At 69.5% G+C, this 20,566-nt stretch carries 19 protein-coding genes; 15 read left to right on the forward strand and 4 right to left on the reverse strand.

What is annotated here, in order from left to right; genetic code table 11:
• Positions 1-12: 12 nt before the first annotated feature.
• Genes D5S19_RS17570 through D5S19_RS17585 form a run of 4 tightly spaced genes read left to right on the forward strand, consistent with a single transcriptional unit; the run spans position 13 to position 3,174 of the window.
• Positions 13-774 carry an ABC transporter substrate-binding protein gene (locus tag D5S19_RS17570; RefSeq protein WP_120024409.1) on the forward strand — a complete coding sequence of 254 codons (762 nt, stop codon included), beginning with the start codon at positions 13-15 and terminating at the stop codon, positions 772-774.
• Positions 775-778: 4 nt separating this feature from the next.
• Positions 779-1,522 carry an amino acid ABC transporter permease gene (locus D5S19_RS17575; RefSeq protein ID WP_120024410.1) on the forward strand — a complete coding sequence of 248 codons (744 nt, stop codon included), beginning with the start codon at positions 779-781 and terminating at the stop codon, positions 1,520-1,522.
• Entirely contained in the window at positions 1,519-2,262 is a 744-nt protein-coding gene (locus D5S19_RS17580; protein ID WP_120024411.1) for an amino acid ABC transporter ATP-binding protein, read from the forward strand. The genes D5S19_RS17575 and D5S19_RS17580 overlap by 4 nt, the downstream gene beginning before the upstream one ends.
• 24 nt (positions 2,263-2,286) lie before the next feature.
• On the forward strand, positions 2,287-3,174 hold the full coding sequence (locus tag D5S19_RS17585) for an MOSC domain-containing protein (protein ID WP_120024412.1): 888 nt from the start codon (positions 2,287-2,289) through the stop codon (positions 3,172-3,174).
• Here D5S19_RS17585 and D5S19_RS17590 read toward each other — a convergent pair.
• On the reverse strand, positions 3,057-3,857 hold the full coding sequence (locus D5S19_RS17590) for an SAM hydrolase/SAM-dependent halogenase family protein (RefSeq protein WP_325050280.1): 801 nt from the start codon (positions 3,855-3,857) through the stop codon (positions 3,057-3,059). The two genes, D5S19_RS17585 and D5S19_RS17590, sit on opposite strands and share 118 nt — an antisense overlap.
• A gap of 35 nt (positions 3,858-3,892) precedes the next feature.
• Here D5S19_RS17590 and D5S19_RS17595 point away from each other — a divergent pair, with 35 nt between their 5' ends.
• The 4 genes from D5S19_RS17595 (at position 3,893) to D5S19_RS17610 (ending at position 7,702) form a co-directional block, all read left to right on the forward strand.
• Positions 3,893-4,774, forward strand: coding sequence for a phosphoribosylaminoimidazolesuccinocarboxamide synthase (locus D5S19_RS17595; protein WP_120024413.1), 882 nt, complete (start codon positions 3,893-3,895; stop codon positions 4,772-4,774).
• Between the two features lie 104 nt (positions 4,775-4,878).
• Positions 4,879-5,712, forward strand: a complete 834-nt coding sequence (locus D5S19_RS17600) for a helix-turn-helix domain-containing protein (protein ID WP_120024414.1) — start codon at positions 4,879-4,881, stop codon at positions 5,710-5,712.
• A gap of 579 nt (positions 5,713-6,291) precedes the next feature.
• Positions 6,292-6,810 (forward strand): NADPH-dependent FMN reductase, encoded by a 519-nt coding sequence (locus D5S19_RS17605; RefSeq protein ID WP_120024415.1) that lies wholly within the window; start codon positions 6,292-6,294, stop codon positions 6,808-6,810.
• Positions 6,811-7,003: 193 nt separating this feature from the next.
• Positions 7,004-7,702, forward strand: coding sequence for a DUF2334 domain-containing protein (locus D5S19_RS17610; protein ID WP_233574004.1), 699 nt, complete (start codon positions 7,004-7,006; stop codon positions 7,700-7,702).
• 4 nt (positions 7,703-7,706) lie between these two features.
• On the opposite strand, the gene D5S19_RS17615 is transcribed toward D5S19_RS17610, so the two are convergent.
• The gene (locus D5S19_RS17615) at positions 7,707-8,342 is read right to left on the reverse strand and encodes an MBL fold metallo-hydrolase (RefSeq protein ID WP_120024416.1); all 636 of its coding nucleotides are present in this window, start codon (positions 8,340-8,342) and stop codon (positions 7,707-7,709) included.
• Between the two features lie 207 nt (positions 8,343-8,549).
• Here D5S19_RS17615 and D5S19_RS17620 point away from each other — a divergent pair, with 207 nt between their 5' ends.
• The 6 genes from D5S19_RS17620 (at position 8,550) to purQ (ending at position 14,380) form a co-directional block, all read left to right on the forward strand.
• Positions 8,550-10,046 carry an aldehyde dehydrogenase family protein gene (locus D5S19_RS17620; protein ID WP_120024417.1) on the forward strand — a complete coding sequence of 499 codons (1,497 nt, stop codon included), beginning with the start codon at positions 8,550-8,552 and terminating at the stop codon, positions 10,044-10,046.
• 11 nt (positions 10,047-10,057) lie between these two features.
• Complete coding sequence (locus tag D5S19_RS17625; protein ID WP_120024418.1) at positions 10,058-11,221, forward strand: alpha-hydroxy-acid oxidizing protein; 1,164 nt, start codon at positions 10,058-10,060, stop codon at positions 11,219-11,221.
• Positions 11,222-11,307: 86 nt separating this feature from the next.
• Entirely contained in the window at positions 11,308-12,078 is a 771-nt protein-coding gene (locus D5S19_RS17630) for an SDR family NAD(P)-dependent oxidoreductase (RefSeq protein ID WP_120024419.1), read from the forward strand.
• Between the two features lie 160 nt (positions 12,079-12,238).
• Complete coding sequence (locus D5S19_RS17635) at positions 12,239-13,237, forward strand: Abi family protein (protein WP_120024420.1); 999 nt, start codon at positions 12,239-12,241, stop codon at positions 13,235-13,237.
• 229 nt (positions 13,238-13,466) lie between these two features.
• Positions 13,467-13,706: a phosphoribosylformylglycinamidine synthase subunit PurS gene (gene purS / locus D5S19_RS17640; RefSeq protein WP_098512638.1), complete on the forward strand. Its 240-nt coding sequence runs from the start codon at positions 13,467-13,469 to the stop codon at positions 13,704-13,706.
• Positions 13,703-14,380, forward strand: a complete 678-nt coding sequence (purQ, locus tag D5S19_RS17645; RefSeq protein ID WP_120024421.1) for a phosphoribosylformylglycinamidine synthase subunit PurQ — start codon at positions 13,703-13,705, stop codon at positions 14,378-14,380. The genes purS and purQ overlap by 4 nt, the downstream gene beginning before the upstream one ends.
• 367 nt (positions 14,381-14,747) lie before the next feature.
• Here the strand turns inward: purQ and D5S19_RS17655 are convergent, their stop codons facing one another.
• Together D5S19_RS17655 and D5S19_RS17660 are read right to left on the reverse strand one after the other, a co-directional pair.
• The gene (locus tag D5S19_RS17655) at positions 14,748-16,490 is read right to left on the reverse strand and encodes an ABC transporter ATP-binding protein (RefSeq protein ID WP_120024423.1); all 1,743 of its coding nucleotides are present in this window, start codon (positions 16,488-16,490) and stop codon (positions 14,748-14,750) included.
• Entirely contained in the window at positions 16,487-18,121 is a 1,635-nt protein-coding gene (locus D5S19_RS17660; RefSeq protein WP_120024454.1) for an ABC transporter ATP-binding protein, read from the reverse strand. The genes D5S19_RS17655 and D5S19_RS17660 overlap by 4 nt, the downstream gene beginning before the upstream one ends.
• Positions 18,122-18,253: 132 nt before the next feature.
• Between D5S19_RS17660 and purL the strand changes: the two genes are divergently transcribed.
• Complete coding sequence (purL, locus tag D5S19_RS17665; RefSeq protein WP_120024455.1) at positions 18,254-20,536, forward strand: phosphoribosylformylglycinamidine synthase subunit PurL; 2,283 nt, start codon at positions 18,254-18,256, stop codon at positions 20,534-20,536.
• Positions 20,537-20,566: the final 30 nt, after the last annotated feature.

Consider the following 20,566-nt stretch of genomic DNA (forward strand, 5'->3'; position numbering starts at 1 on the left):
CCTAGGAGTGACATGAAGAAGCTGATGGTCACCGGTGTCGCGGCGGCGCTGGTCGCCGGGCTCACCGCCTGCGGCGGCGCGGACAGCGACACGCTGCGGGTCGGCACGCTGAGCGACTCCCGGCCCAACGCCTACCAGGAAAACGGCACCTACACCGGATTCGACAACGAGCTGCTCCGCGCGATCGCGGACAAGGAGGGGCTGAAGCTGGAGTTCGCGTCCAGCGACTTCTCCGCCCTGCTCGGCCAAGTCGCGAGCGGTTCGTTCGACGTCGGCAGCGGCGGTATCTCGCAGACCGACGAGCGCAAGAAGACGGTGGCGTTCAGCGATCCGTACAACTACCAGTCGCTGGGCATCGAGGCCAAGCCCGAGGCCGGGGTGAGCGACGAGAACTCGTTGCCGGGCAAGCGGGTCGGCGTGGTGCAGGGCACCGTGTCGGATACCTGGCTCGGGGCGAACGCGGCCGCCGCGCAGGCGGTGCGCTTCCCGAACGACGCGGCCGTGGTCAGCGCGCTCACCAGCGGCGGGATCGCCGCGGCGGTGTTCGACCAGGTCTCCGCCGAGGACTACGCGAAGAAGAATCCCGGGCTGAAGGTCACGAAGGTGATCACCACGACCATTCCGCACGGGTTCGCGGTGCGCAAGGGCAACAACGATCTGCTGGCCAAGCTGAACGACGGGATCAAGAAGGTCATCGCGGACGGCGCCTGGCAGAAGGTGCACCAGCAGTTCGAGCCGGGCCAGCCGGTCCCCGCCGACTTCAAGAGCAAGTGAACAGATGGATCAGTTCTTCGACACGTTCCTCAACTGGGACTACATCTGGCAGGTCTTCCCGGATCTGCTCAAGACCGGGCTGGCCAACACACTGATTCTGTCGGCCTCTTCGGCGGTGATCGGCACCGTGCTGGGCATGGTGGTCGCGGTGATGGGGCTTTCGGCGAAGCGCTGGCTGCGCTGGCCGGCGCGGGTGTACACGGACATCTTCCGCGGGTTGCCGGCCATCCTCACGATCCTGGTGATCGGCCAGGGCCTGGCCACGCTCGCGCGCGGGCTGGTGGGCACCAACCCGTATCCGCTGGGCATCCTGGCACTCAGCCTGATCGCCGGGGCCTACATCGGGGAGATCTTCCGGGCCGGCATCCAGAGTGTCGACAAAGGACAGTTGGAGGCCAGCCGCGCGCTCGGCATGAGCTACGGCAAGGCGATGCTGCTGGTGGTCATCCCGCAGGGGGTGCGCCGGGTGCTGCCCGCGCTGGTGAACCAGTTCATCTCGCTGGTGAAGGATTCGACGCTGGTGTACTTCCTCGGGTTCATCACTTCGCAGCGCGAGCTGTTCCGGATCGGGCAGGATCTGGCGGCCAACACCGGCAACGAATCGCCGCTGGTCGCCGCGGGCTGCGTGTACCTGGTGATCACGATCCCGCTTACGCACCTGGTGAACTACATCGACAAGCGGCTGCGGACCGGCGGCAAGGTGCGCGCCGATACCGAACTCGCGGCCGGTGAGGTGGTGAAAGCGTGACGACGACGGCGGTGCGGTCCTCTTCGGTGGAACTGCGGGACATCCACGTCTCCTTCGGCACCCTGGAGGTGCTGCGCGGGGTGGACCTGAAGGTGCCGAGCGCGAGTACGACCTGCGTGATCGGCCCGTCCGGTTCGGGCAAGTCGACGCTGCTGCGGTGCGTGAACCGGTTGCAGGAGCCCGATCGGGGCGACCTGCTGCTCGACGGTGAAAGCGTGATCAAGGCCGATCCGGACGTGCTGCGCCAGCGGGTGGGCATGGTCTTCCAGCACTTCAACCTGTTCCCGCATCGCACCGTGCTGGACAACATCGTGCTGCCGCTGCGCAGTGTGCGGAAGCTGTCCAAAGAGGACGCAGCGGAACGTGCGCGGACGCGGCTGGCGGAGGTGGGGCTTGCCGACAAGGCTCCGTACCGCCCCGCCGCGCTGTCCGGCGGCCAGCAGCAACGGGTCGCGATCGCCCGCGCGCTGGCCATGGAGCCGGAGGTGATGCTGTTCGACGAGGCGACCAGTGCACTGGATCCGGAACTGGTGAAGGGCATTCTCGACCTGATGGCCGAACTCGCCGGCCGGGGCCTGACGCTGCTCGTGGTGACCCACGAGATGGGCTTCGCGCGCCGCGTGGCCGACGAGGTCGCCTTCATGGACGGCGGCCGCATTGTCGAGCACGGCACCCCGGACCGGATCTTCGACGAGCCGTCGAGCCCGCGGCTGCAGCAGTTCCTTTCGCAGGTGCTGTGAGCGTGGCCGGTTAGGCTGAGCGATATGACGACCGTCTCCCAGCTGACGTATTACCCGATCAAGGGCTGTGCGGGCACGTCGGTGGCGGATGCCGAGGTGACGCCGGCGGGGCTGGCTCACGACCGGTGTTTCGTCATCACCTCGCCGGAGGGCGAGTTCCGCAGCCAGCGCCGGTTTCCGGTGCTGGCCGCGGTGCGCCCGAGGGTGCTCGACGGCGGGAAGCGGCTGGCCTTGTCCGCGCCCGGGGTCCAGGACCTGGTGATCGAGGTTCGCCCGGACGGGCGGCGCCGGCCCGCGAGCGTGTTCAGCTGGCAGGGCGAGGGCGTGCATCAGGGCGCGGACGCGGCCGAGTGGTTTTCCGCGGTGCTGGGTGTGCCGTCGGTGCTGCTCGGAGTCTCGCCCGCGCACGAGCGCGTGACCAGCGGGGAGATCCCCGGTACCACGACGTTCGCGGACGGGCATGCGGTGCTCGTCGCCTCGGAGTCCTCTTTGGACTGCCTGAACGAGCGGATCGCGGCCCGTGGCGGGGAACCCGTGCCGATGGACCGGTTCCGGCCGAACGTGGTGGTGCGCGGGTGGGTGACGCCCTATGCCGAGGATTCGGTACGTCGCCTGCGGGCCGGGGGCGTGGAGCTGGGTTACGCCAGGCTGTGCGTGCGGTGCGCGGTGCCGATGGTCGATCAGGCCACCGGCGAACGTCGTGGGCCGGAGCCGATTCGCACGCTCGCGACGTATCGCCGTGACGTCGAAGGCGGGGTTCTGTTCGGCATGAAGGCGGCGGTGCTCCAGCCTGGTCAGCTGGCCGTGGGCGACGCGGTGATGGTGCATTCGCCGGAAGAGCTGAGCCCGAGCACGGTGGCCGCCGAGCCGCCGTTCACCGCGACCGAGAGACGGCCCGCCGAATCGGGGTAGACCAGGTTCGCGCCGGGCGGCACGTCGGCAAAGGTCCGGCCGAGTTCCGCGGATACCGCGATCCGTTCGCTGTGCACGGTGACCGTGCCGGTGAGCCCGGTCAGCTCCAGGTCCGCGGGGGTCGCGGCGAGCTGGACGTTGCCGAAGTGGTCGACGGCGAGCACGTCCGAGACGAGCTTGCCGGGGAACGCCGCGACCAGCGGATCCGGCAGCCGCACGAGGTCTTCCACGGCAGGTCCGAACGACCCGGGTTCTGCCCCGCGTGCCAGACGCGCGGCGGCGGGCGCGAAGACGTCCCGCCCGTGGAAGGTCGCGTACGCGGGTTCGGGACAGTCAAGCGCGTAGGCCGCGATCACCCCGCCGAGGGCGTCGGCGGCGGGTATGAGCAGCCCGTTGTCGGGGCCGACGAGCAAGCCGTGCGCGGTGACGACGACCACGCCGCGCCGTTCGGTGCCGACGCCGGGGTCGACGACGGCGAGATGCACTGCTTCGGGCAGGTACGGCACGGTCTGCGCAAGGACGGCGGCGCCGTGGCGTACCTGCTGTGGCGGCACGAGGTGGGTCACATCGAGCACGCGTGCTTCGGGGGCCAGCCGCGCGATGACCCCGTGGCACGCGGCCACGAAGCCATCGCGGAGCCCGTAGTCGGTGGTGAACGAGATCCACGCCATGACCTGCATCATCCTCGCTCCGCGGGGCCTCGGGTTAGGGTGCAGCGGTGACGACGCTCGCCGATTACCCGAAGATCGCTGCCGGCAAGGTCCGGGAGCTGTACGCGGTCGGAGACGACCACCTGCTGCTGGTCGCTTCGGACCGTATTTCTGCTTACGACTTTGTGCTGGACACGCCGATCCCGGACAAGGGCCGCGTGCTGACGGCAATGAGCGTGTTCTGGTTCGACCAGCTGTCGGACCTGATGCCGAACCACCTTGTCGCGTACGACGATCCGCGCATCCCGGAGGAGGTCCGTGGCCGGGCGTTGCTCGTACGGCGACTTGAGATGCTGCCGGTTGAGGCTGTGGTGCGCGGGTACCTCACGGGGTCTGGGTACGCGGACTACCGGCGTACGGGCGCAGTGTGCGGCGTACAGCTTCCCGAGGGGCTGACGGAGGCCTCGAAGTTGTCTTCGCCGATCTTCACCCCGGCGACGAAGGCTGATCTCGGTGAGCACGACGAGAACGTGTCGTTCGAAGAGATCGCGGCGAAGATCGGGACGAAGCGAGCGGAAGAGGTTCGCGAGGCGACGCTGACGGTGTACCGCCGCGGGGCGGAGCTGGCCGCGGAGCGCGGGATCCTGCTGGCGGACACGAAGCTGGAGTTCGGGCTGGACGAGACGGGTGCGCTGGTCCTGGCGGACGAGGTGCTGACGCCGGACTCGTCGCGGTACTGGCCGGCGAAGGGCTACGAGCCGGGCAGGGTACAGCCGTCGTTCGACAAGCAGTACGTACGCGACTGGCTGACCGGACCGGAGTCGGGATGGGACCGGAAGTCCGGGGAGAAGCCGCCGAGCCTGCCGGAAGAGGTGGTGGAGGCAACGCGACGGAGGTACGTGGAGGCGTACGAGAAGATGACGGGGGCACGGTTGGAGGAGTGGGGGTAGAGGCAAGGAGAAGCGGGCGGCAAGAGTGGCCTAGCCGCGAGAAGAGGACCTAACCCCAACTGCCAAACCCCGAAACTGTCGGCACCCCGTGACAGACTGCAACCATGTCAACACCGTACGCAACACCGCGAGCAAGGGCGCTGGGCCTGGAGCTCCGCACGGCGCGGAAAAGACGAAGACTGGGTGTACGAGAACTCGCCCGCCTCCTGGGAATGACGCCCGGGTTCGTGACGAACTGGGAACGCGGACTGCGGTTGCCGAAACCGGAGGACGTGGGGGCGGTACTGGCGCACTGCCGGGTAATCGGCGCAGACCGAAGGCGAATAGTGGAGATGGCGCGCGGAGCGCGCGAGCAGGACTGGATAGCAACCGGCGGCGAAGAGGCGTACCGGGAGTGGGAGAGAACGGCGCGGACAGTGTTCGCGTGGGGCCCGGATCTGGTACCGCCGTTGCTGCAGACGAGCGGGTACGCGCGCGCAGTGCGCGGAGCCGCGAAGGGGGAGGAGGAACGGCCCGCGTGGCGTGAAGCGACCGGGCGGTGCGTACTGGTGGTGGGAGAAACGGCGCTGCGCAGGAGGATCGGCAGCGCGGAGGTGATGACGGAGCAGCTCCGCGGCCTGGGGGCGGCACTGGAACTCGACGAGATCGACGTCCGCCTGGTCCCGGCGGAGCAGGAGTACCGTCCGGGGCTCGCCAGGCCGTTCACGATCTTCGATTTCGCCAACCTGCCCACGATCGTGCACGAGCGGCTGCTGAGCGAGAGCGCGAACAGTTCGAGTCCGGTGCGCGTGGCGCGCTACCGCGAGGTGGCGGAAACCCTGCTGAATCTGGCCTTGCCGAGATCGGCGGCACAAGCGCTGCTCGCCACGGTGCTCCGGGAATTGTCGGTGGCGGTCGGCACACCGGGGATGAAGGAGTGCCGAGAGGGGGACGCATGAGTGCGGCGCCGGTACCGGGCAGCGGTGGCGCAACCGGAATCTGCCGGACGACCAGGTCGTCCGGCACCGGTTCGCAGGTCCGCGCTGCCGAGGTGGAGGGCTGTTCGCCGGCTGCTTCGGCTGGCCGCGTGCCGCGAGATTCCCCTTGTGCCACACCGGTTCGCGAGCTTCTTCCGATCCGCTGGATTGCCCGGGTGGCGGGTGCGCCGACCCGCCGTGGGGTTCTTCCGCCATGGCAGTGGTTCGTGGTTGCCATTGCGGTGGCCCGAAGCCGTCCACCGGACGCCGGACGTGGCTGTCCGCCGCGCACTTTTGCTTGCGCAGCAACGACTCCCCGGATTCCGCCGGCACGGCGCGGCCATCCTCCGGACAGCGGGCCGGGTACGTCGCACGATTTTCCCTACCTGGCAACGGTTCACCGATCCCCACGGGCGGCGAGTCCGGTCGCGGCGGGCGCACGGTCGCGGTCTCGCCGATCCGGTCCGCGCCGGGGACCGCCTCCGGTGCCGGCCCGGTTCGCCGGGCGCGTGAGGTCCGCACCGCGGGCGCACTACGGCGGAGGGATGGCACACTGGCCGCGTGATTCTGCTGATCAGCGGGAGCCTGCGGGCGGGTTCGGTCAATGGCGCGGTGCTCGGTACGGCCGCGGGGTTCAGCGAGGCGCGGATTTATCGTGGGCTCGCTGATCTTCCGCACTTCAACCCGGACGACGATCGTGATCCGCTGCCTGCCGAGGTGGCCGCGTTACGGTTGCTGCTCGGGGCGGCGGAGGCGGTGCTGTTCTGCACGCCGGAGTACGCGGGCGGGCTGCCGGGGTCGTTCAAGAACCTGCTCGACTGGACCATCGGCGGCGGTGAGCTGGACGGCAAGCCGGTCGCCTGGATCAATGCCTCGTCGGTCGCGGCGCCGACCGGCGGTGCCGATGCGCACGCGTCGTTGCGCAAGACGTTGGGCTATGCCGGTGCCCGCATCATCGACGAGGCGTGCGTGCGCATCCCGGTCTCGCGTGCCGTGGTCGCGGATGGGCGGGTCACCGATCCTGATCTCGGCGGCCGTATCGCGGTCGTGGTGCGCCGGCTGGTCGAAGCGAGCCGGTGAGTCCCGGCCCTCCCGCCGGAGTCCGTGAAGGGTCCCTTCACGGACTCTGAGGCTGTGAAGGGTCCCTTCACAGCGTTGGTCTGGCGATGGGCCGGCCTCGCCGCGGCCGCCGCCGTCCGGTCGCCGGATAACCCTCACGCGTAGTTCACGGCGTCGTCTCCTGGCCGCCATCGGGTTGCGGCGCAATAGAGCCGTGGATGCTCGTCTGCTGGTTTCGCTGTCCGGGGTCACCCCGCGCACGCTGCACCGCTGCGCGGACTTGGCGACCGAACTAGTGCGCCGTCGCGTCCCGTTGTCGGTTCTGCACGTTGCCCGCACCGAGGACGGTCCGGTCACCGCATGGGTCCGGGCTCGCCGCGAAGCCGGCGATTCCGTGCTGCTGCACGGCTACGACCACAGTGTCCTGCCGACGCACCGCGCCGTGCAGCTGGGCCGCAAAGCGGAATTCGCCGCGCTGCCCGCGCATGAGGCCCGCCTGCGGCTGATAGCCGCGAAGGCCGCGCTGGACACCACCGGCGTACAGGTCGACGGCTTCGCCCCGCCGCGCTGGCTCGCGTCGCAGGGCACACTGCAGGCCCTGCGTGAGCACGGCTTCAGCTTGTGCGCGGACCTGGTTGCGGTGCGGAACCTGCACACTGGCGAGGTAACCCGCGCGCGGGTACAGGAGTTCACGAGTCAGTCCCACCGCACCGAGACGGTCCGCTGCTTCGCGCTGGTGCTGGCCGCCGCCCGTGCCGCCCGTCGCGGCGGCCTCGTCCGGTTGGACATCGACGCGGGCGACCTGGCCCGTCCGGGGTTGCGCCAGGCGTTGTTCGATGCGGTCGACGTGGCGCTGGAGAACCGGGCGTTCGGCAGCACGTACGGCTCGCTTCGCCACGTCGCCGCTGCGTGAAGGATCAGACCGCGGTCCGCGCCCCGCGTTCGAGGATCTTGATCTCGGTGCCCTCCGGCGCCAGGTTCTGGAACAGCCCGTAGTGCATTGCGGGGTTGGCCAGCACCGCCTCGTGGATCGGGACCGAGCGGCGCGGAGCCACCGCGCGCAGGAAGTCCACGGCCTCGCCCGCCTTCAGCCACGGCGCGCCGGTCGGCAGGCCCAGCACGTCGATCCGCTGCTCGGGCACGAAGAACGAGTCACCGGGGTGATAGAAGGCGCCGTGGCCGAGCACGTAGCCGATGTTCGGGATCACCGGGATGTCCGGATGGATCACCGCATGGTCGCCGCCGACCACATGCACCGGGGTCGAGCCGATCTCGAAGGCCTCTCCGGGACGGGCGACCTCGTGGTCCAGGCCCAGCTTCCGCACGGTCTCGGCGGACCCGGGGTCCACGATCAGCTTCGCGTCCGGGTTCGCGGCCAGCAGGGCAGGCAGCCGTTCGGTGTCCAGATGGTCGAAGTGCTGGTGGGTGATCAGCACCGCGGACAGCTCGCGCTCCCCCTCGAACGCGGTCGAGAACGTGCCCGGGTCGATCAGGATCCGCTCGGAATCGGTTTCGAGCAACACGCACGCATGTCCGAAATGGACGAACTGCATCGGGCTTCTCCTTCTCGCCTGGTCGGTTCACCCTATGCCCGGCCACGCATGATTCGCCACGGGCGCGTGGTCTCACCCGGCGCGCGGATCGGCGGGGTTCCGCCCCGGGTGAGGCGGTGCGATGCTGATCAGTACGCCCTGAGGACGGTTGTTGGCAGACGGCCAGCAGCCTCGTAGCCTGGGGAGAACCGGACATGGGAGACGCCGATGACCGCCGTTCAGCCGAAGCCGACCCCGGTCGGTGAGACGTTCGACTCACTCAATCCGGCGACCGACGAGGTGGTCGGCACGTACGCGGTGCACACAGCCGACGAGGTTCGCGCGGCGGTAGAACGTGCGCGCGGTGCTGCGCTGTGGTGGGAGGGTCTCGGCTACGCGGGCCGCGCGGAGCGGCTTCAGCGGTGGAAGGGCGTGCTCACGCGGCGGTTGCCGCAGCTGTGCCAGGCGGTGCGCGACGAGACCGGTAAGCCGCTACGGGACGCCCAGCTGGAGAGCGTGCTCGCGATCGAGCACATCTCCTGGGCGGCGAAGCACGCGCGCAAGGTGCTGGGCCGCCAGCGCCGTTCCACCGGGCTGCTGATGGCCAACCAGGCAGCGACGGTCGAATACCGCCCGCTCGGCGTAGTCGGCGTGATCGGCCCATGGAACTACCCGGTGTACACGCCGCTCGGCTCGATCACGTACGCGCTCGCTGCGGGCAACGCGGTGGTGTTCAAGCCGAGCGAGTACACGCCCGGCGTCGGGAAGTGGCTGGTCGACGCGTTCGCCGAGATCGTGCCGGAGCAGCCTGTGCTGCAGCTGATCACCGGCTTCGGGGAGACGGGCGGGGCGCTTGTCGGCGCCGGCGTCGACAAGATCGCGTTCACCGGGTCGACCGCCACCGGGAAGAAGATCATGGCGGCAGCGGCGAACACGCTCACCCCGGTGGTGATCGAGGCCGGCGGCAAGGACCCGCTGCTGGTCGACGTGGACGCGGACCTCGATGCGGCGGCGGACGCCACGGTCTGGGGAGCGTTCTCGAACTCCGGGCAGACCTGTATCGGCGTCGAGCGGGCGTACGTGCATGAGCGCGTGTACGACGATTTCGTGGCGAAGGTGGTCGAGAAGACGAAGGACGTCCGCGCGGGCTCTGATGCGGCCGCGCAGTACGGCCCGGTGACCATGCCGTCGCAGCTCGGCGTGATCCGTCGCCACATCGCGGACGCTGTCGAGCGCGGCGGGAAGGCGCTGGTGGGCGGTGTGGACAGCGTCGATGACCGGTACGCCCAGCCGACAGTGCTGGTGGATGTCCCCGAAGACGCCGAGGCAGTCCGTGAAGAGACCTTCGGGCCGACGGTCACCATCGCGAAGGTCAGGGACATGGACGAAGCCATCGAGAAGGCCAACGCCACGAAGTACGGCCTCGGTTCCACGGTCTTCTCGAAGACTCGCGGTGTCGAGCTGGCTTCGCGGCTGCGCGCGGGTATGACGTCGATCAACGCGCCACTGTCGTTCGCTGGGATCGCTTCGCTGCCCTTCGGCGGCGTCGGGGAATCCGGGTTCGGCCGGATCCACGGCCCGGAAGGCCTGCGCGAGTTCTCCCGGCCGAAGGCGGTCGCGCGTCAGCGGTTCACCGCACCGATCACGCTCACTTCCTTCCATCGCAGGGCATCCGCCGACCCGATGGTGGCCAGGCTGGTCACCTTCCTGCACGGAAAACGTTGAGGAGTACCTCGTTGCCCAGCTTCGGCGACTATCAGAACGAGATCTACCTGGCCGGGCTGGCCGGCCGGGTGCCGTCGCTGCCGATGGCGTACGCGGAGCTGGAAGCACGTGCCGCGCAGGCACTTCCACCGTCAGTACTGTCCTATGTGGCCGGTGGTGCGGGGAATGAGCGCACCCAGCGGGCGAATGTGGAAGCCTTCGAACGGTGGGGGCTGATGCCCCGGATGTTCGTCGGAGCCACCGATCGTGACCTGTCCGTGGACCTGTTCGGCCTGCGGCTGCCGACCCCCCTGTTCCTGTCGCCGATCGGCGTACTCGGCATCTGCGCGCAGGACGGCCACGGCGACCTCGCCACCGCTCGCGCCGCGGCGCGCACCGGGGTGCCGATGGTCGCGTCCACCCTCAGCGCCGATCCGATGGAGCAGGTTGTCCCCGAGTTGGGTGACACCCCCGGCTTCTTCCAGCTCTACACCCCGACCGACCGCGCGCTGGCCGAATCGCTGGTCGCGCGGGCGGAGGCGGCCGGGTTCCGCGGCATCGTGGTCACCCTCGACACCTGGGTCACCGGCTGGCGGCCGCGGGATCTGGCCACGTCGAACTTCCCCCAGCTACGGGGGCACTGCCTGGCCAACTACACCAGCGATCCGATGTTCCGGAAGCTGCTGGGCCAGGATCCGGAGGCCGATCCGCGCGCCACCGTCGGTACCTGGGCTCAGGTCTTCGGCAACCCCCTGACCTGGGACGATCTCCCCTGGCTGCGTTCGCTCACGGACCTGCCGCTGCTGGTGAAGGGCATCCAGCACCCCGACGACGCCCGCCGTGCCATCGCCGGTGGCGTGGACGGCATCTACTGCTCCAACCACGGCGGACGGCAGGCCAACGGCGGACTGCCCGCCCTGGACTGCCTCACCGAGGTCGTCGACGCGGCGGACGGCGTGCCGGTCCTGTTCGACTCCGGAATCCGTTCCGGTGCGGACGTGATCAAGGCACTCGCCCTCGGCGCCACCGCGGTCGGCATCGGCCGTCCGTACGCCTGGGGCCTGTCGCTGGCCGGCACCGACGGGGTGGTGCACGTGCTGCGCACCATCCTGGCCGAGGCCGACCTGATCATGGGCGTCGACGGGTATCCGGCGCTGGCCGACCTGACCAGGGAGACGCTCCGGCGCGTGAACTGAGCCGCTGGTTCCCGGGAGGGTGAGGGGGCCGGCCGGCCCCGGCCCGGGTCGCGAAGACGAGGGGCGAGCGGACGAAAGGACTCTCAATGAGCAAGCTCGCCCTGGTCACCGGAGCCACCTCCGGTATCGGCAAGGCCTACGCGGAGCGGCTTTCCGCGGAGGGCTACGCGCTGATCCTGGTCGGCCGCAATACCGACCGGCTGGCGGAACTCGCCGCGGCCCATCCCGCGGTGCGGACCGTGGCCGCCGACCTGTCCACCGGCGAAGGCATCGACGTGATCGCCGGGATCTGCGCGGAGGAGCCGCTCGACCTGCTCGTCAACAACGCCGGGGTGTCGCACTACATGGCGCTGGCGGAGCTGCCCGCGGACAAGGCGCACGAGGTCGTCCAGGTCAAGGTCGTCGCGTCCACCATGCTCGCCCGCGCCGCGGTCAGGGGCATGCGGGAGCGCGGCACCGGCGCCATCGTCAACGTGTCCGGCATGTTCGCCTTCAGCGGTCCGGCTCCGGCCTCCGTGCAACCGCGCCGCGCGGTTTACGCCGGCACGCTGGCTTACCTGGTCACTATGTCGCAGGCGTTGAGCGTGGAACTGGCCGGCACCGGCGTCGCCGTCCAGGTCGTGGTCCCGGGCGTGGTGGCCACCGAGTTCCACGAACGGCAGGGCCTCGACCTGAGCGCGGTCCCCCGGATGACACCCGGCGACGTCGTCACGGCCAGCTTGCGCGGGCTGGCGCTGGGTGAGGTCGTCTGCGCCCCGGGGGTGGAGGACACGGGGCTGCTGGACGCGGTTTTTCGGGCGGATCTCGCGGCGCTCGGTGGGCAGAGTCCACGGCTTGCTTCGCGGTACCTGGACTGAGCGGGGATGGCTGCCTCGTGTCGACCATGATCGTCTTGCGTTCGCGGGGAAGCGGCATCCGGCCTTGCGCCGGACCACTCAGCTGGTTACACTGTGTGCAACATGGCCAGCCCCTCTGCTCTCGAGCACGGGCTGGTTTTCCTTTTTCCAGGGACTCGGGGTGACCTACCTAAAACCGCATTTGACCTACGGCCGGCAAGTTGAGCTTCTGCAGGCTCGCGGGATGGAGATCCGGCGAACGGCCGAAGCCGAAGCGGCACTGATGCGAGTCGGTTACTACCGATTGAGCGGATACTGGTACCCATACCGAAAAGCGGCGGTTTCCCCAGGTTTGCCTCGTGGTGACGAGTTCCGCGCCGGCACCAGTCTTGACCGGGTCTTGGCCCTTTACGAACTGGATCGAAGGCTCAAACTTCTGGTGCTCGACTGCATCGAGCACATCGAGGTATCACTGCGTGTACGAACCGCATATACAATTGGCCGACGTGGTGCTTTCGCTCACCTTGATCCTCGAGAGCTGGATGGCAGGTTATCCGAGAAGGGTAAAGACGGAAAGTCAAGGTATGCTACCTGGCTTTCGCGAATAGCGGAAGCGCAGCGCCGCTCCACCGAGGACTTCGTCCAGCATTTCAAAGACAAGTATGACGGCGTACTGCCCGTTTGGGTTGCTTCCGAAATAATGGACTTCGGCCTGCTGTCAACACTTTATTCGGGGGCGAAGCGGAGTGATCGCGATGAGATCGCTCGCGAACTCGGCGTTGTCGACGGCCGGGGAGGGGGTAATGGTTCTGCCCTGGCGAACTGGATGCGCGTCCTCAACTACATTCGGAACGTCTGCGCGCATCACTCTCGTCTGTGGAACAGGAATATGACGGTCCAGGTTGCCTCACGTAATCTCGCGGCTATGCCAGAATTGAAGCATATCGGCCGTTCGGAAGCGGCGACCAGCCGAGTCTATTCAGCTCTGTCCATAATTCGGTTTTTGCTGAGGGGTATCTCACCTGAGTATCCTTATCCTGAACGGCTTCGTGAAATCCTGGATTCGGGATTGGAGACGGCGGGTAGAAGTATTGGCGAGATGGGGTTCCCGGATGAATGGAAAGATTTCACTCTGTGGAAAACTTGTGGCGATGTGCGGACCGTCGGTCTGAAAGGGTGAATCGTGGGCGTGGTGAATACTTCGTGTCAGCATAGTGGGTGACCTCTGGAGTATCTCGTCGACCTGGCTCGGCCCGATCGCGTCTTGCCAAGGTGCTCACCCCCGGAAGCCGCGAGTGTGAGCTGCGCTGCTGTCGCGGGCACCGTGCGGCCCTGGCGAGATACCGGTCAAGTAGGCTCAGGCGTGTAGTACCGCCCCCACGACCTGCGTGAACAAGGAGCAGCCTGCCGTGGCCCGAGTCGTCGTCGACGTCATGCCCAAGCCCGAGATCCTCGACCCGCAGGGACAGGCGGTGGCCCGTGCGCTGCCCCGGCTCGGGTTCAGCGGGGTCACCGAGGTGCGCCAGGGGCGGCACTTCGAACTCGAGGTCGACGACACGGTCGACGACGAGACGCTGGCCAAGATCGCCGAGGGCTTCCTGGCCAACCCGGTGATCGAGCAGTGGACCATCCGGCGGGTCGAGGCGTGAGCGCGCGGATCGGCGTCATCACCTTCCCCGGCACGCTCGACGACGGTGACGCGGCCCGCGCGGTCCGCTACGCCGATGCCGAGGCGGTCTCGCTCTGGCACGCCGACGAGGACCTGCGCGGCGTGGACGCGGTGGTCGTCCCCGGCGGTTTCTCCTACGGCGACTACCTGCGCGCGGGTGTGATCGCCCGCTACGCCCCGGTGATGACGTCGGTGATCGAGGCCGCCCGCAAGGGTATGCCGGTGCTGGGCATCTGCAACGGCTTCCAGATCCTGTGCGAGGCCGGCCTGCTGCCCGGCGCGATGATCCGCAACCAGGGCCTGCACTTCGTGTGCCGCGACCAGTGGCTGCGCATCGACAACCACACCACCGCCTGGACCACCCGCTACGAGCCGGGCGCGGAGATCCTCGTCCCGCTGAAGAACAACGACGGCTGCTACGTCGCCGAGCAGTCCACTTTGGACATGTTGGAGGCGCAGGGCCGGGTGGCGTTCCGCTACGTCGGCGGCAACCCGAACGGCTCCCGCAACGACATCGCGGGCATCACCAGTGAGAACGGCCGCGTGGTCGGCCTGATGCCGCATCCGGAGCACGCGATCGATGCGCTCACCGGCCCGTCCGACGATGGGCTCGGATTGTTCTACAGCGCGGTGGACGCGCTCGTGCAGGCCTGAGGTCACCGCTCGAATCGGGGGCCGCGGTCAGTGCGATCGCGGCCCCGATTCGTTTTCCGTTCGGCCGGGCGAGGTTCCGCCGGGTGGCTGGAGACACCGAGCGGTGAACCGGCAATTCGCCGGCGATCGGCGGCGAGGGTGTCGAGGATCTGATCGGCGGCCTTCCGGACGAACGGTTCGGGGTCGGCGTTCCATTCGCTGATCCAGCAGCGGCCACCACAGTCGAGTTCGGTGAATGAAGGTGGGCGGACCGTGTTCCACGTCTGCTGAGACCAGCGAGCCACCTTCAGCACAGCGCAACACTACGCGCGGGCGATCGAGCAGCGGTGGTGACCGGCGACGAGGCCGCGGCACGCATGGGGGCGGGTCAGCTCGCCGCGGCAACCAGCCGGGCGTACGGGCCTTCCGCGGCCAGCAGCTGCTGGTGCGAGCCCAGTTCGGTGATCCGGCCGCCCTCCACCACGGCGACCCGGTCGGCCGCGGCCGCCGTGTGCAGGCGGTGCGCGATCGCGATCACCGTGCGGCCTTCCAGGACCGCGTTCAGCGAACGTTCCAGCTCTCGCGCGGATCCGGTGTCCAGCAAGGACGTCGCCTCGTCCAGCACGAGCGTGTGCGGGTCGGCCAGGACGACGCGAGCCAGCGCCAGCTGCTGGGCCAGCCCGGCCGGGACGGCGTACGCGCCCGAGCCGAGCCGGGTGTCCAGACCGTCCGGCAGCCCGGCTGCCCACTCCGCGGCGCCCGCCGAGGCGAGCGCGCTCAGCAGCTCTTCGTCGGTCCAGTCGCCGCCGGTTCGGCGGGCGGGCAGGGCGAGGTTCTCGCGCAGCGTGCCGGAAAAGGTGTGGTGCTCCTGGGTGAGCAGCAGCACCTCGCCACGCAGCACGTCGTCCGCGAGCGTGGACACCTCGGTGCCGCCCACCCGGATCGAACCGCCGGTCGGCGCGGAAATCCCGGCCAGCAGCCTGCCGAGCGTCGACTTCCCCGCGCCGGACGGGCCGACGATCGCCAGCCGTTCGCCGCGCGGCACCGTCAAATCGATGCCGTGCAGAACTTCGCGATCCGCCGTGTAGCCGAAGCGCACGTCGCGGACCTCGATGTCCCGGCCGCGGGGCACGGCGGTGACCTTCGGGTCCGATCCGGTCGGGTGCACGCCGAGGACCCGGCGGGCCGCGGCGAGCGCCACCTGAAGGTCTTCCAGCCAGAACAACGCTTCGTTCAGCGGCGCGGTCATGGCCTGCGCGTACGCGAGCATGGTGGTGATCGTGCCGAGGTCGGCCCAGCCGCGGCTGTAGGCGAACATGCCGAGCAGCAGCAAGGCCGCGATCGGCAGCACGTAGCTGATCTCCAGCGACGGCAGCCAGCGCAGCTGCAGCGCGCGCTGGCGGCGTTCGCCGAGTATTGCCTGGTCCAGCGCCCGGCGTCCGGTGCGGATGCGCCGATCGGCGAGACCGAGCGCCTCCACCGTCCGCGCGCCCTCCACCGTCTCGTGCGTAGCCGACTGCACGTCGCCCCAGCGGTCCAGCATCCAGGCCAGCACGCTCGGGATCTTCCGCTGGTACCAGACGTTCACCGGCACCAGCAGCGGCAGCGCGACCAGCAGCGCGAGCGCGAGCAGCGGCGAGGTCGCGATCATCGCGATCGAGGTCAGCACCACGGTGACCACGGCGATCAGGATCTCCGGTGCGGCGAACCGCACCGCGTGGTCGAGCCGGGACAGATCGGTGGTGGCCCGGCTCAGCAGGTCCCCGGTGCCGGCCGCCTCGACCCGGCCCAGCGGCAGGTCCAGCGCGTTCGTCACGAGCTGTTCCCGGGTCTGTGCCAGCACCCGCTCGCCGAACATCCGGCCGCGGAACCGGGCCGCCTTTTTCGCCAGCGCCTGCAGCACCAGTACCAGCACGAACGCGGCGGCCAGCAGGTCGACGCGGGCGCTGGTGGTGCCTTCGACCACGCCGTCCACGAGCCTGCCGAGCAGCTGCGGCCCGGCCAGCCCGATCAGCGTGGCGAGGCAGAACAGGCCCAGCATCACGGAGAACTCGCGCCGGTGCGCGGCCGCGGTATGCAGCGCCCAGCGCCGTACCTCGCGCCGCGACGCGAGCGGGAGTCGCGTGGTCATACCGCCACTGCCTTTCCGTGCACCACTTCGTCCGCCACATTCCTCCACAGTGGACTCTGGCTGAACACCACCGTGGTCCGTCCGCGCCGCAGCCGCGCCACCCGCTCGGTGATCCGCGCCTCGGTGTGCGCGTCGACCGCCGAGGTCGGCTCGTCGAGCAGCAGCACGCCGGGGTCGATCGCCAAGGCGCGCGCCAGGCTCAGCCGCTGCCGCTGCCCACCGGAGATCTCGCGGCCACGTTCGCCGATCAGCTCGTCGACGCCGCGGGGGAGGGCTTCGATGATGTCCTCGGCGTCCGCCGCGTGCAGCGCCGCGAAGATGTCCACCTCGCCCGGCCGCGCCGGCGCCAGCTGGTCCCGCAGCACCCCGGAAAACCATAGGTCCTGGTTGTGCGCATAGACCACCCGCGAACGCAGCTCGGCCAGTGCCACCCGGTTCGCCGGCACCCCGCCGACCAGGACCTGCTCGCCCTCGTCCGGATCGGCGAACCGGGCCATCCGCTCGGCGATCGCCTCCGCCTCGGCGCCCAGGTCGACCACCGTCAGCCGGCCCGGGGCGATCCGGATGCCGCTGGTCGTGTCGACCAGCTCCAGCGGCCCTTCCGGCAACGGCAGCGGTTCGGCCGGATCGGTGAGGTCCGGCCGCAGCGCCAGCAGGTCGCAGATCTTCCGGGCGGCGACGGTGCCGGAGCTGAGCGCGCCGGCCGCCTCGGTGGCGGTGCTCACCGGCACCACCAGGAACGCGGAAATCCCGTAGAACGCCACCAGTTCGCCGACGCCGATCGTGCCCTCCAGCGCGAGCCGCGCGCCGAGCCAGGTGATCGCCACGGTGACCAGGCCGGGCAACAGGACCTCCGCCGCGGCGAGCCAGGCCTCGGCGCGTCCGACCTCGATCCCCGAGCGTCGCACCACCTGGCTGGCCTCGCGGAACCGCCGCAGGAACCGCTGCTCGCCGCCGACCCCGCGCAGAATCCGCAGGCCGGACACGATGTCCGCGCCCAACGCGTTCACCTCGGTCAGGTTCTCCCGCTGGACGCTCTTGCGCTTCTGCAGCGGGGCCAGCAGCGGGCCGATGCCGACCACCGCGAGCGGGACGCCGACCAGCGCGACGACGCCGAGCAACGGCGAGCTGTCCAGCATGGCCACGCCGACCACCACGAACGCCACGATCGAGCCGACCGTGCGGCCGAGGACCTCACAGGCGTTGCCGATCCAGTTGATGTCCGAGGAAGTGACCGCGACCACGTTGCCGGTGGTCGTCGCCTCGCGCAGCTTCGCGCCCAGCCGGGTGGTGTGCTCGGTCACCGTCCGCTGCGTGGTGGCCGCGCCGTGCAGCCACATCCCGTACGAGTTGAAGTGCTGCCAGGTGCCGAACCCCGCCTGCACCAGACCGAGTCCGGCGGCGATCAGCGCCCACTGCCAGAGCGCACCGGTGTCGTGCGCCGCGATCGCGCCCACTCCCTTGCCGATCACCAGCGGCAGCAAGGCACTCGGCAGCGCCCAGCAGGCCCCGGTGGCGGCGCCGGTGAACACCATCCACGGCCGCGAACGCAGGACCGCCAGCAGATAGCGGGCGGCGGTCAGGCGCTTCGGCAGCCGTAGCGTGGGAATGCGATATGTGGCGGACAGCACGATCACAGACGGTAGGAGGTCCGGCACGTCCGGCGCGACTGATTTATGCCCGGTGCCTGGCCCCACCGGCCTCAACTCCCGCGAGCCACTCCCCGTATCCTGGGGCCTGTGGCGAACCCTGATGTGGACACCGTGACCAGCACCGTTGACACCACCGCGGCGGCCGCGGCGACCCCGGACACCGCGCAGCCCTACGTCGAACTCGGGCTCGCCGAAGACGAGTACGCCCGGATCCGCGAGATCCTCGGCCGTCGTCCCACCGACGCCGAACTGGCGATGTACTCGGTGATGTGGAGCGAGCACTGCTCGTACAAGTCCTCGAAGAAGCACTTGCGCTACTTCGGCGAGACGGCCACCGACGAGATGAAGTCGAAGATGCTCGCGGGCATCGGCGAGAACGCGGGCGTGGTCGACATCGGCGACGGCTGGGCGGTCACGTTCAAGGTGGAGAGCCACAACCATCCGTCCTATGTGGAGCCTTACCAGGGTGCGGCGACCGGCGTCGGCGGGATCGTGCGCGACATCATGGCGATGGGTGCGCGCCCGCTGGCCGTGCAGGACGCGCTGCGCTTCGGCCCGGCGGACGCCCCGGACACCAAGCGCGTGCTCCCCGGGGTGGTCGCGGGTGTCGGCGGCTACGGCAACTGCCTCGGCCTGCCCAACATCGGCGGTGAGCTGGTGTTCGACCCGTCGTACGCGGGCAACCCGCTGGTCAACGCGCTGTGCGTGGGGGCGATGCGGACCGAGGATCTGCACCTGGCGTTCGCTTCCGGCACGGGCAACAAGATCATCCTGTTCGGCGCGCGCACCGGGCTGGACGGCATCGGCGGCGTGTCCGTGCTCGCCAGCGACACGTTCTCCGGCGACGAGACCGCGGCGGGCCGGCGCAAGCTGCCCAGCGTGCAGGTGGGCGACCCGTTCACCGAGAAGGTGCTCATCGAGTGCTGCCTCGACCTGTTCCGGGAGAACCTGGTCGTCGGCATCCAGGACCTGGGCGGGGCCGGCCTGTCCTGCGCGACCTCGGAACTGGCCGCCGCGGGCGACGGCGGGATGCACATCTATCTGGACCGGGTTCCGTTGCGTGCCACCGGAATGACCCCCGCCGAGGTGCTCTCCAGCGAATCCCAGGAGCGGATGTGCGCGGTCGTCTCGCCCGAGCAGGTCGAGGCGTTCCTGGCCGTCTGCGCCAAATGGGACGTCATCGCCACCGACATCGGTGAGGTGACCGACGGCGACAACCTGGTGATCACCTGGCACGACGAGATCGTGGTCGACGTCCCGGCGCACACCGTGGCGCACCAGGGCCCGGTGTACGACCGCCCGATCGAGCGGCCGTCCTTTCAGGACGCGCTGATCGCCGACACTTCAGCGAACCTGCCCCGGCCGGCGACGCCGGAGGGCCTGCGAGCGGATTTCCTCTCGCTGATCGGCAAGCCGAACCAGGCGTCGAAGGAATGGGTGACCTCGCAGTACGACCGGTACGTGCGCGGGAACTCGGTGCTGGCGCAGCCGTCGGACTCCGGGATGATCCGGATCGACGAGGAGAGCAACCGCGGCGTCTCGGTGGCCACCGACTGCAACGCGAAGTTCGTCTACCTCGACCCGTACCGCGGCGCGCAGCTGGCGCTCGCCGAGGCCTACCGCAACGTCGCCACCGGCGGCGCGACGCCGGTGGCGGTGTCGGACTGCCTCAACTTCGGCGCCCCGACCGACCCCGGCGTGATGTGGCAGTTCGAGCAGGCCGTGCACGGTATCGCGGACGGTTGCGTGGCGCTGGGCATCCCGGTCACCGGCGGCAACGTGAGCTTCTTCAACCAGACCGGCGACACCGCGATCCTGCCGACCCCGGTGGTCGCCGTGCTGGGCGTGATCGACGACGTGACCCGCCGCATCCCGACCGGCATCGGCGCGGAAGCCGGCGAGACGCTGCTGCTGCTCGGTACGACCCACGACGAGCTGGACGGCTCGGCCTGGGCCCGCGAACTGCACGGCCACCTCGGCGGTGTCCCCCCGAAGGTGGATCTGGCCAGGGAGAAGCTGCTGGCCGAAGTCCTGGTGGCCGGCTCCCGCGACGGGATGATCTCCGCCGCCCACGACCTCGCCGACGGCGGCCTCGCACAGGCACTGACCGAGACCGTCCTGATCGGACAGTGCGGTGCGCGGGTCTTCCTCGATGCCGAGCAGGACCCGTTCGTGCAGCTGTTCTCGGAGTCCGCGGGCCGGGTGCTGGTCGCGGTCCCTCGCACCGAGGAGCTGCGCTTCACCGAGATGTGCACCGCCCGCGGCCTGCCGTGGCGCAAGACCGGTGTGGTGGACCCGGAATCCGGCACGCTGGAGCTGCAGGGCCTGACGGAGTTCGGCCTCGACGAGCTTCGCGAGGCTTGGGAGGGCACGCTGCCGAGGCTGTTCGACTGACCTCGTTGCGCGCGGCACGATTCGCGTGGC

The organism is Amycolatopsis panacis (assembly GCF_003600245.1).
GTDB lineage: Bacteria > Actinomycetota > Actinomycetes > Mycobacteriales > Pseudonocardiaceae > Amycolatopsis > Amycolatopsis sulphurea.

Coding starts and splice junctions, on each gene's coding strand:
- D5S19_RS17570 (WP_120024409.1), top strand. CDS start 13: ATGAAGAAGCTGATGGTCACCGGTGTCGCGGCGGCGCTGGTCGCCGGG.
- D5S19_RS17575 (WP_120024410.1), top strand. CDS start 779: ATGGATCAGTTCTTCGACACGTTCCTCAACTGGGACTACATCTGGCAG.
- D5S19_RS17585 (WP_120024412.1), top strand. CDS start 2,287: ATGACGACCGTCTCCCAGCTGACGTATTACCCGATCAAGGGCTGTGCG.
- D5S19_RS17590 (WP_325050280.1), bottom strand. CDS start 3,857: ATGATGCAGGTCATGGCGTGGATCTCGTTCACCACCGACTACGGGCTC.
- D5S19_RS17600 (WP_120024414.1), top strand. CDS start 4,879: ATGTCAACACCGTACGCAACACCGCGAGCAAGGGCGCTGGGCCTGGAG.
- D5S19_RS17615 (WP_120024416.1), bottom strand. CDS start 8,342: ATGCAGTTCGTCCATTTCGGACATGCGTGCGTGTTGCTCGAAACCGAT.
- D5S19_RS17620 (WP_120024417.1), top strand. CDS start 8,550: ATGACCGCCGTTCAGCCGAAGCCGACCCCGGTCGGTGAGACGTTCGAC.
- D5S19_RS17630 (WP_120024419.1), top strand. CDS start 11,308: ATGAGCAAGCTCGCCCTGGTCACCGGAGCCACCTCCGGTATCGGCAAG.
- D5S19_RS17655 (WP_120024423.1), bottom strand. CDS start 16,490: ATGACCACGCGACTCCCGCTCGCGTCGCGGCGCGAGGTACGGCGCTGG.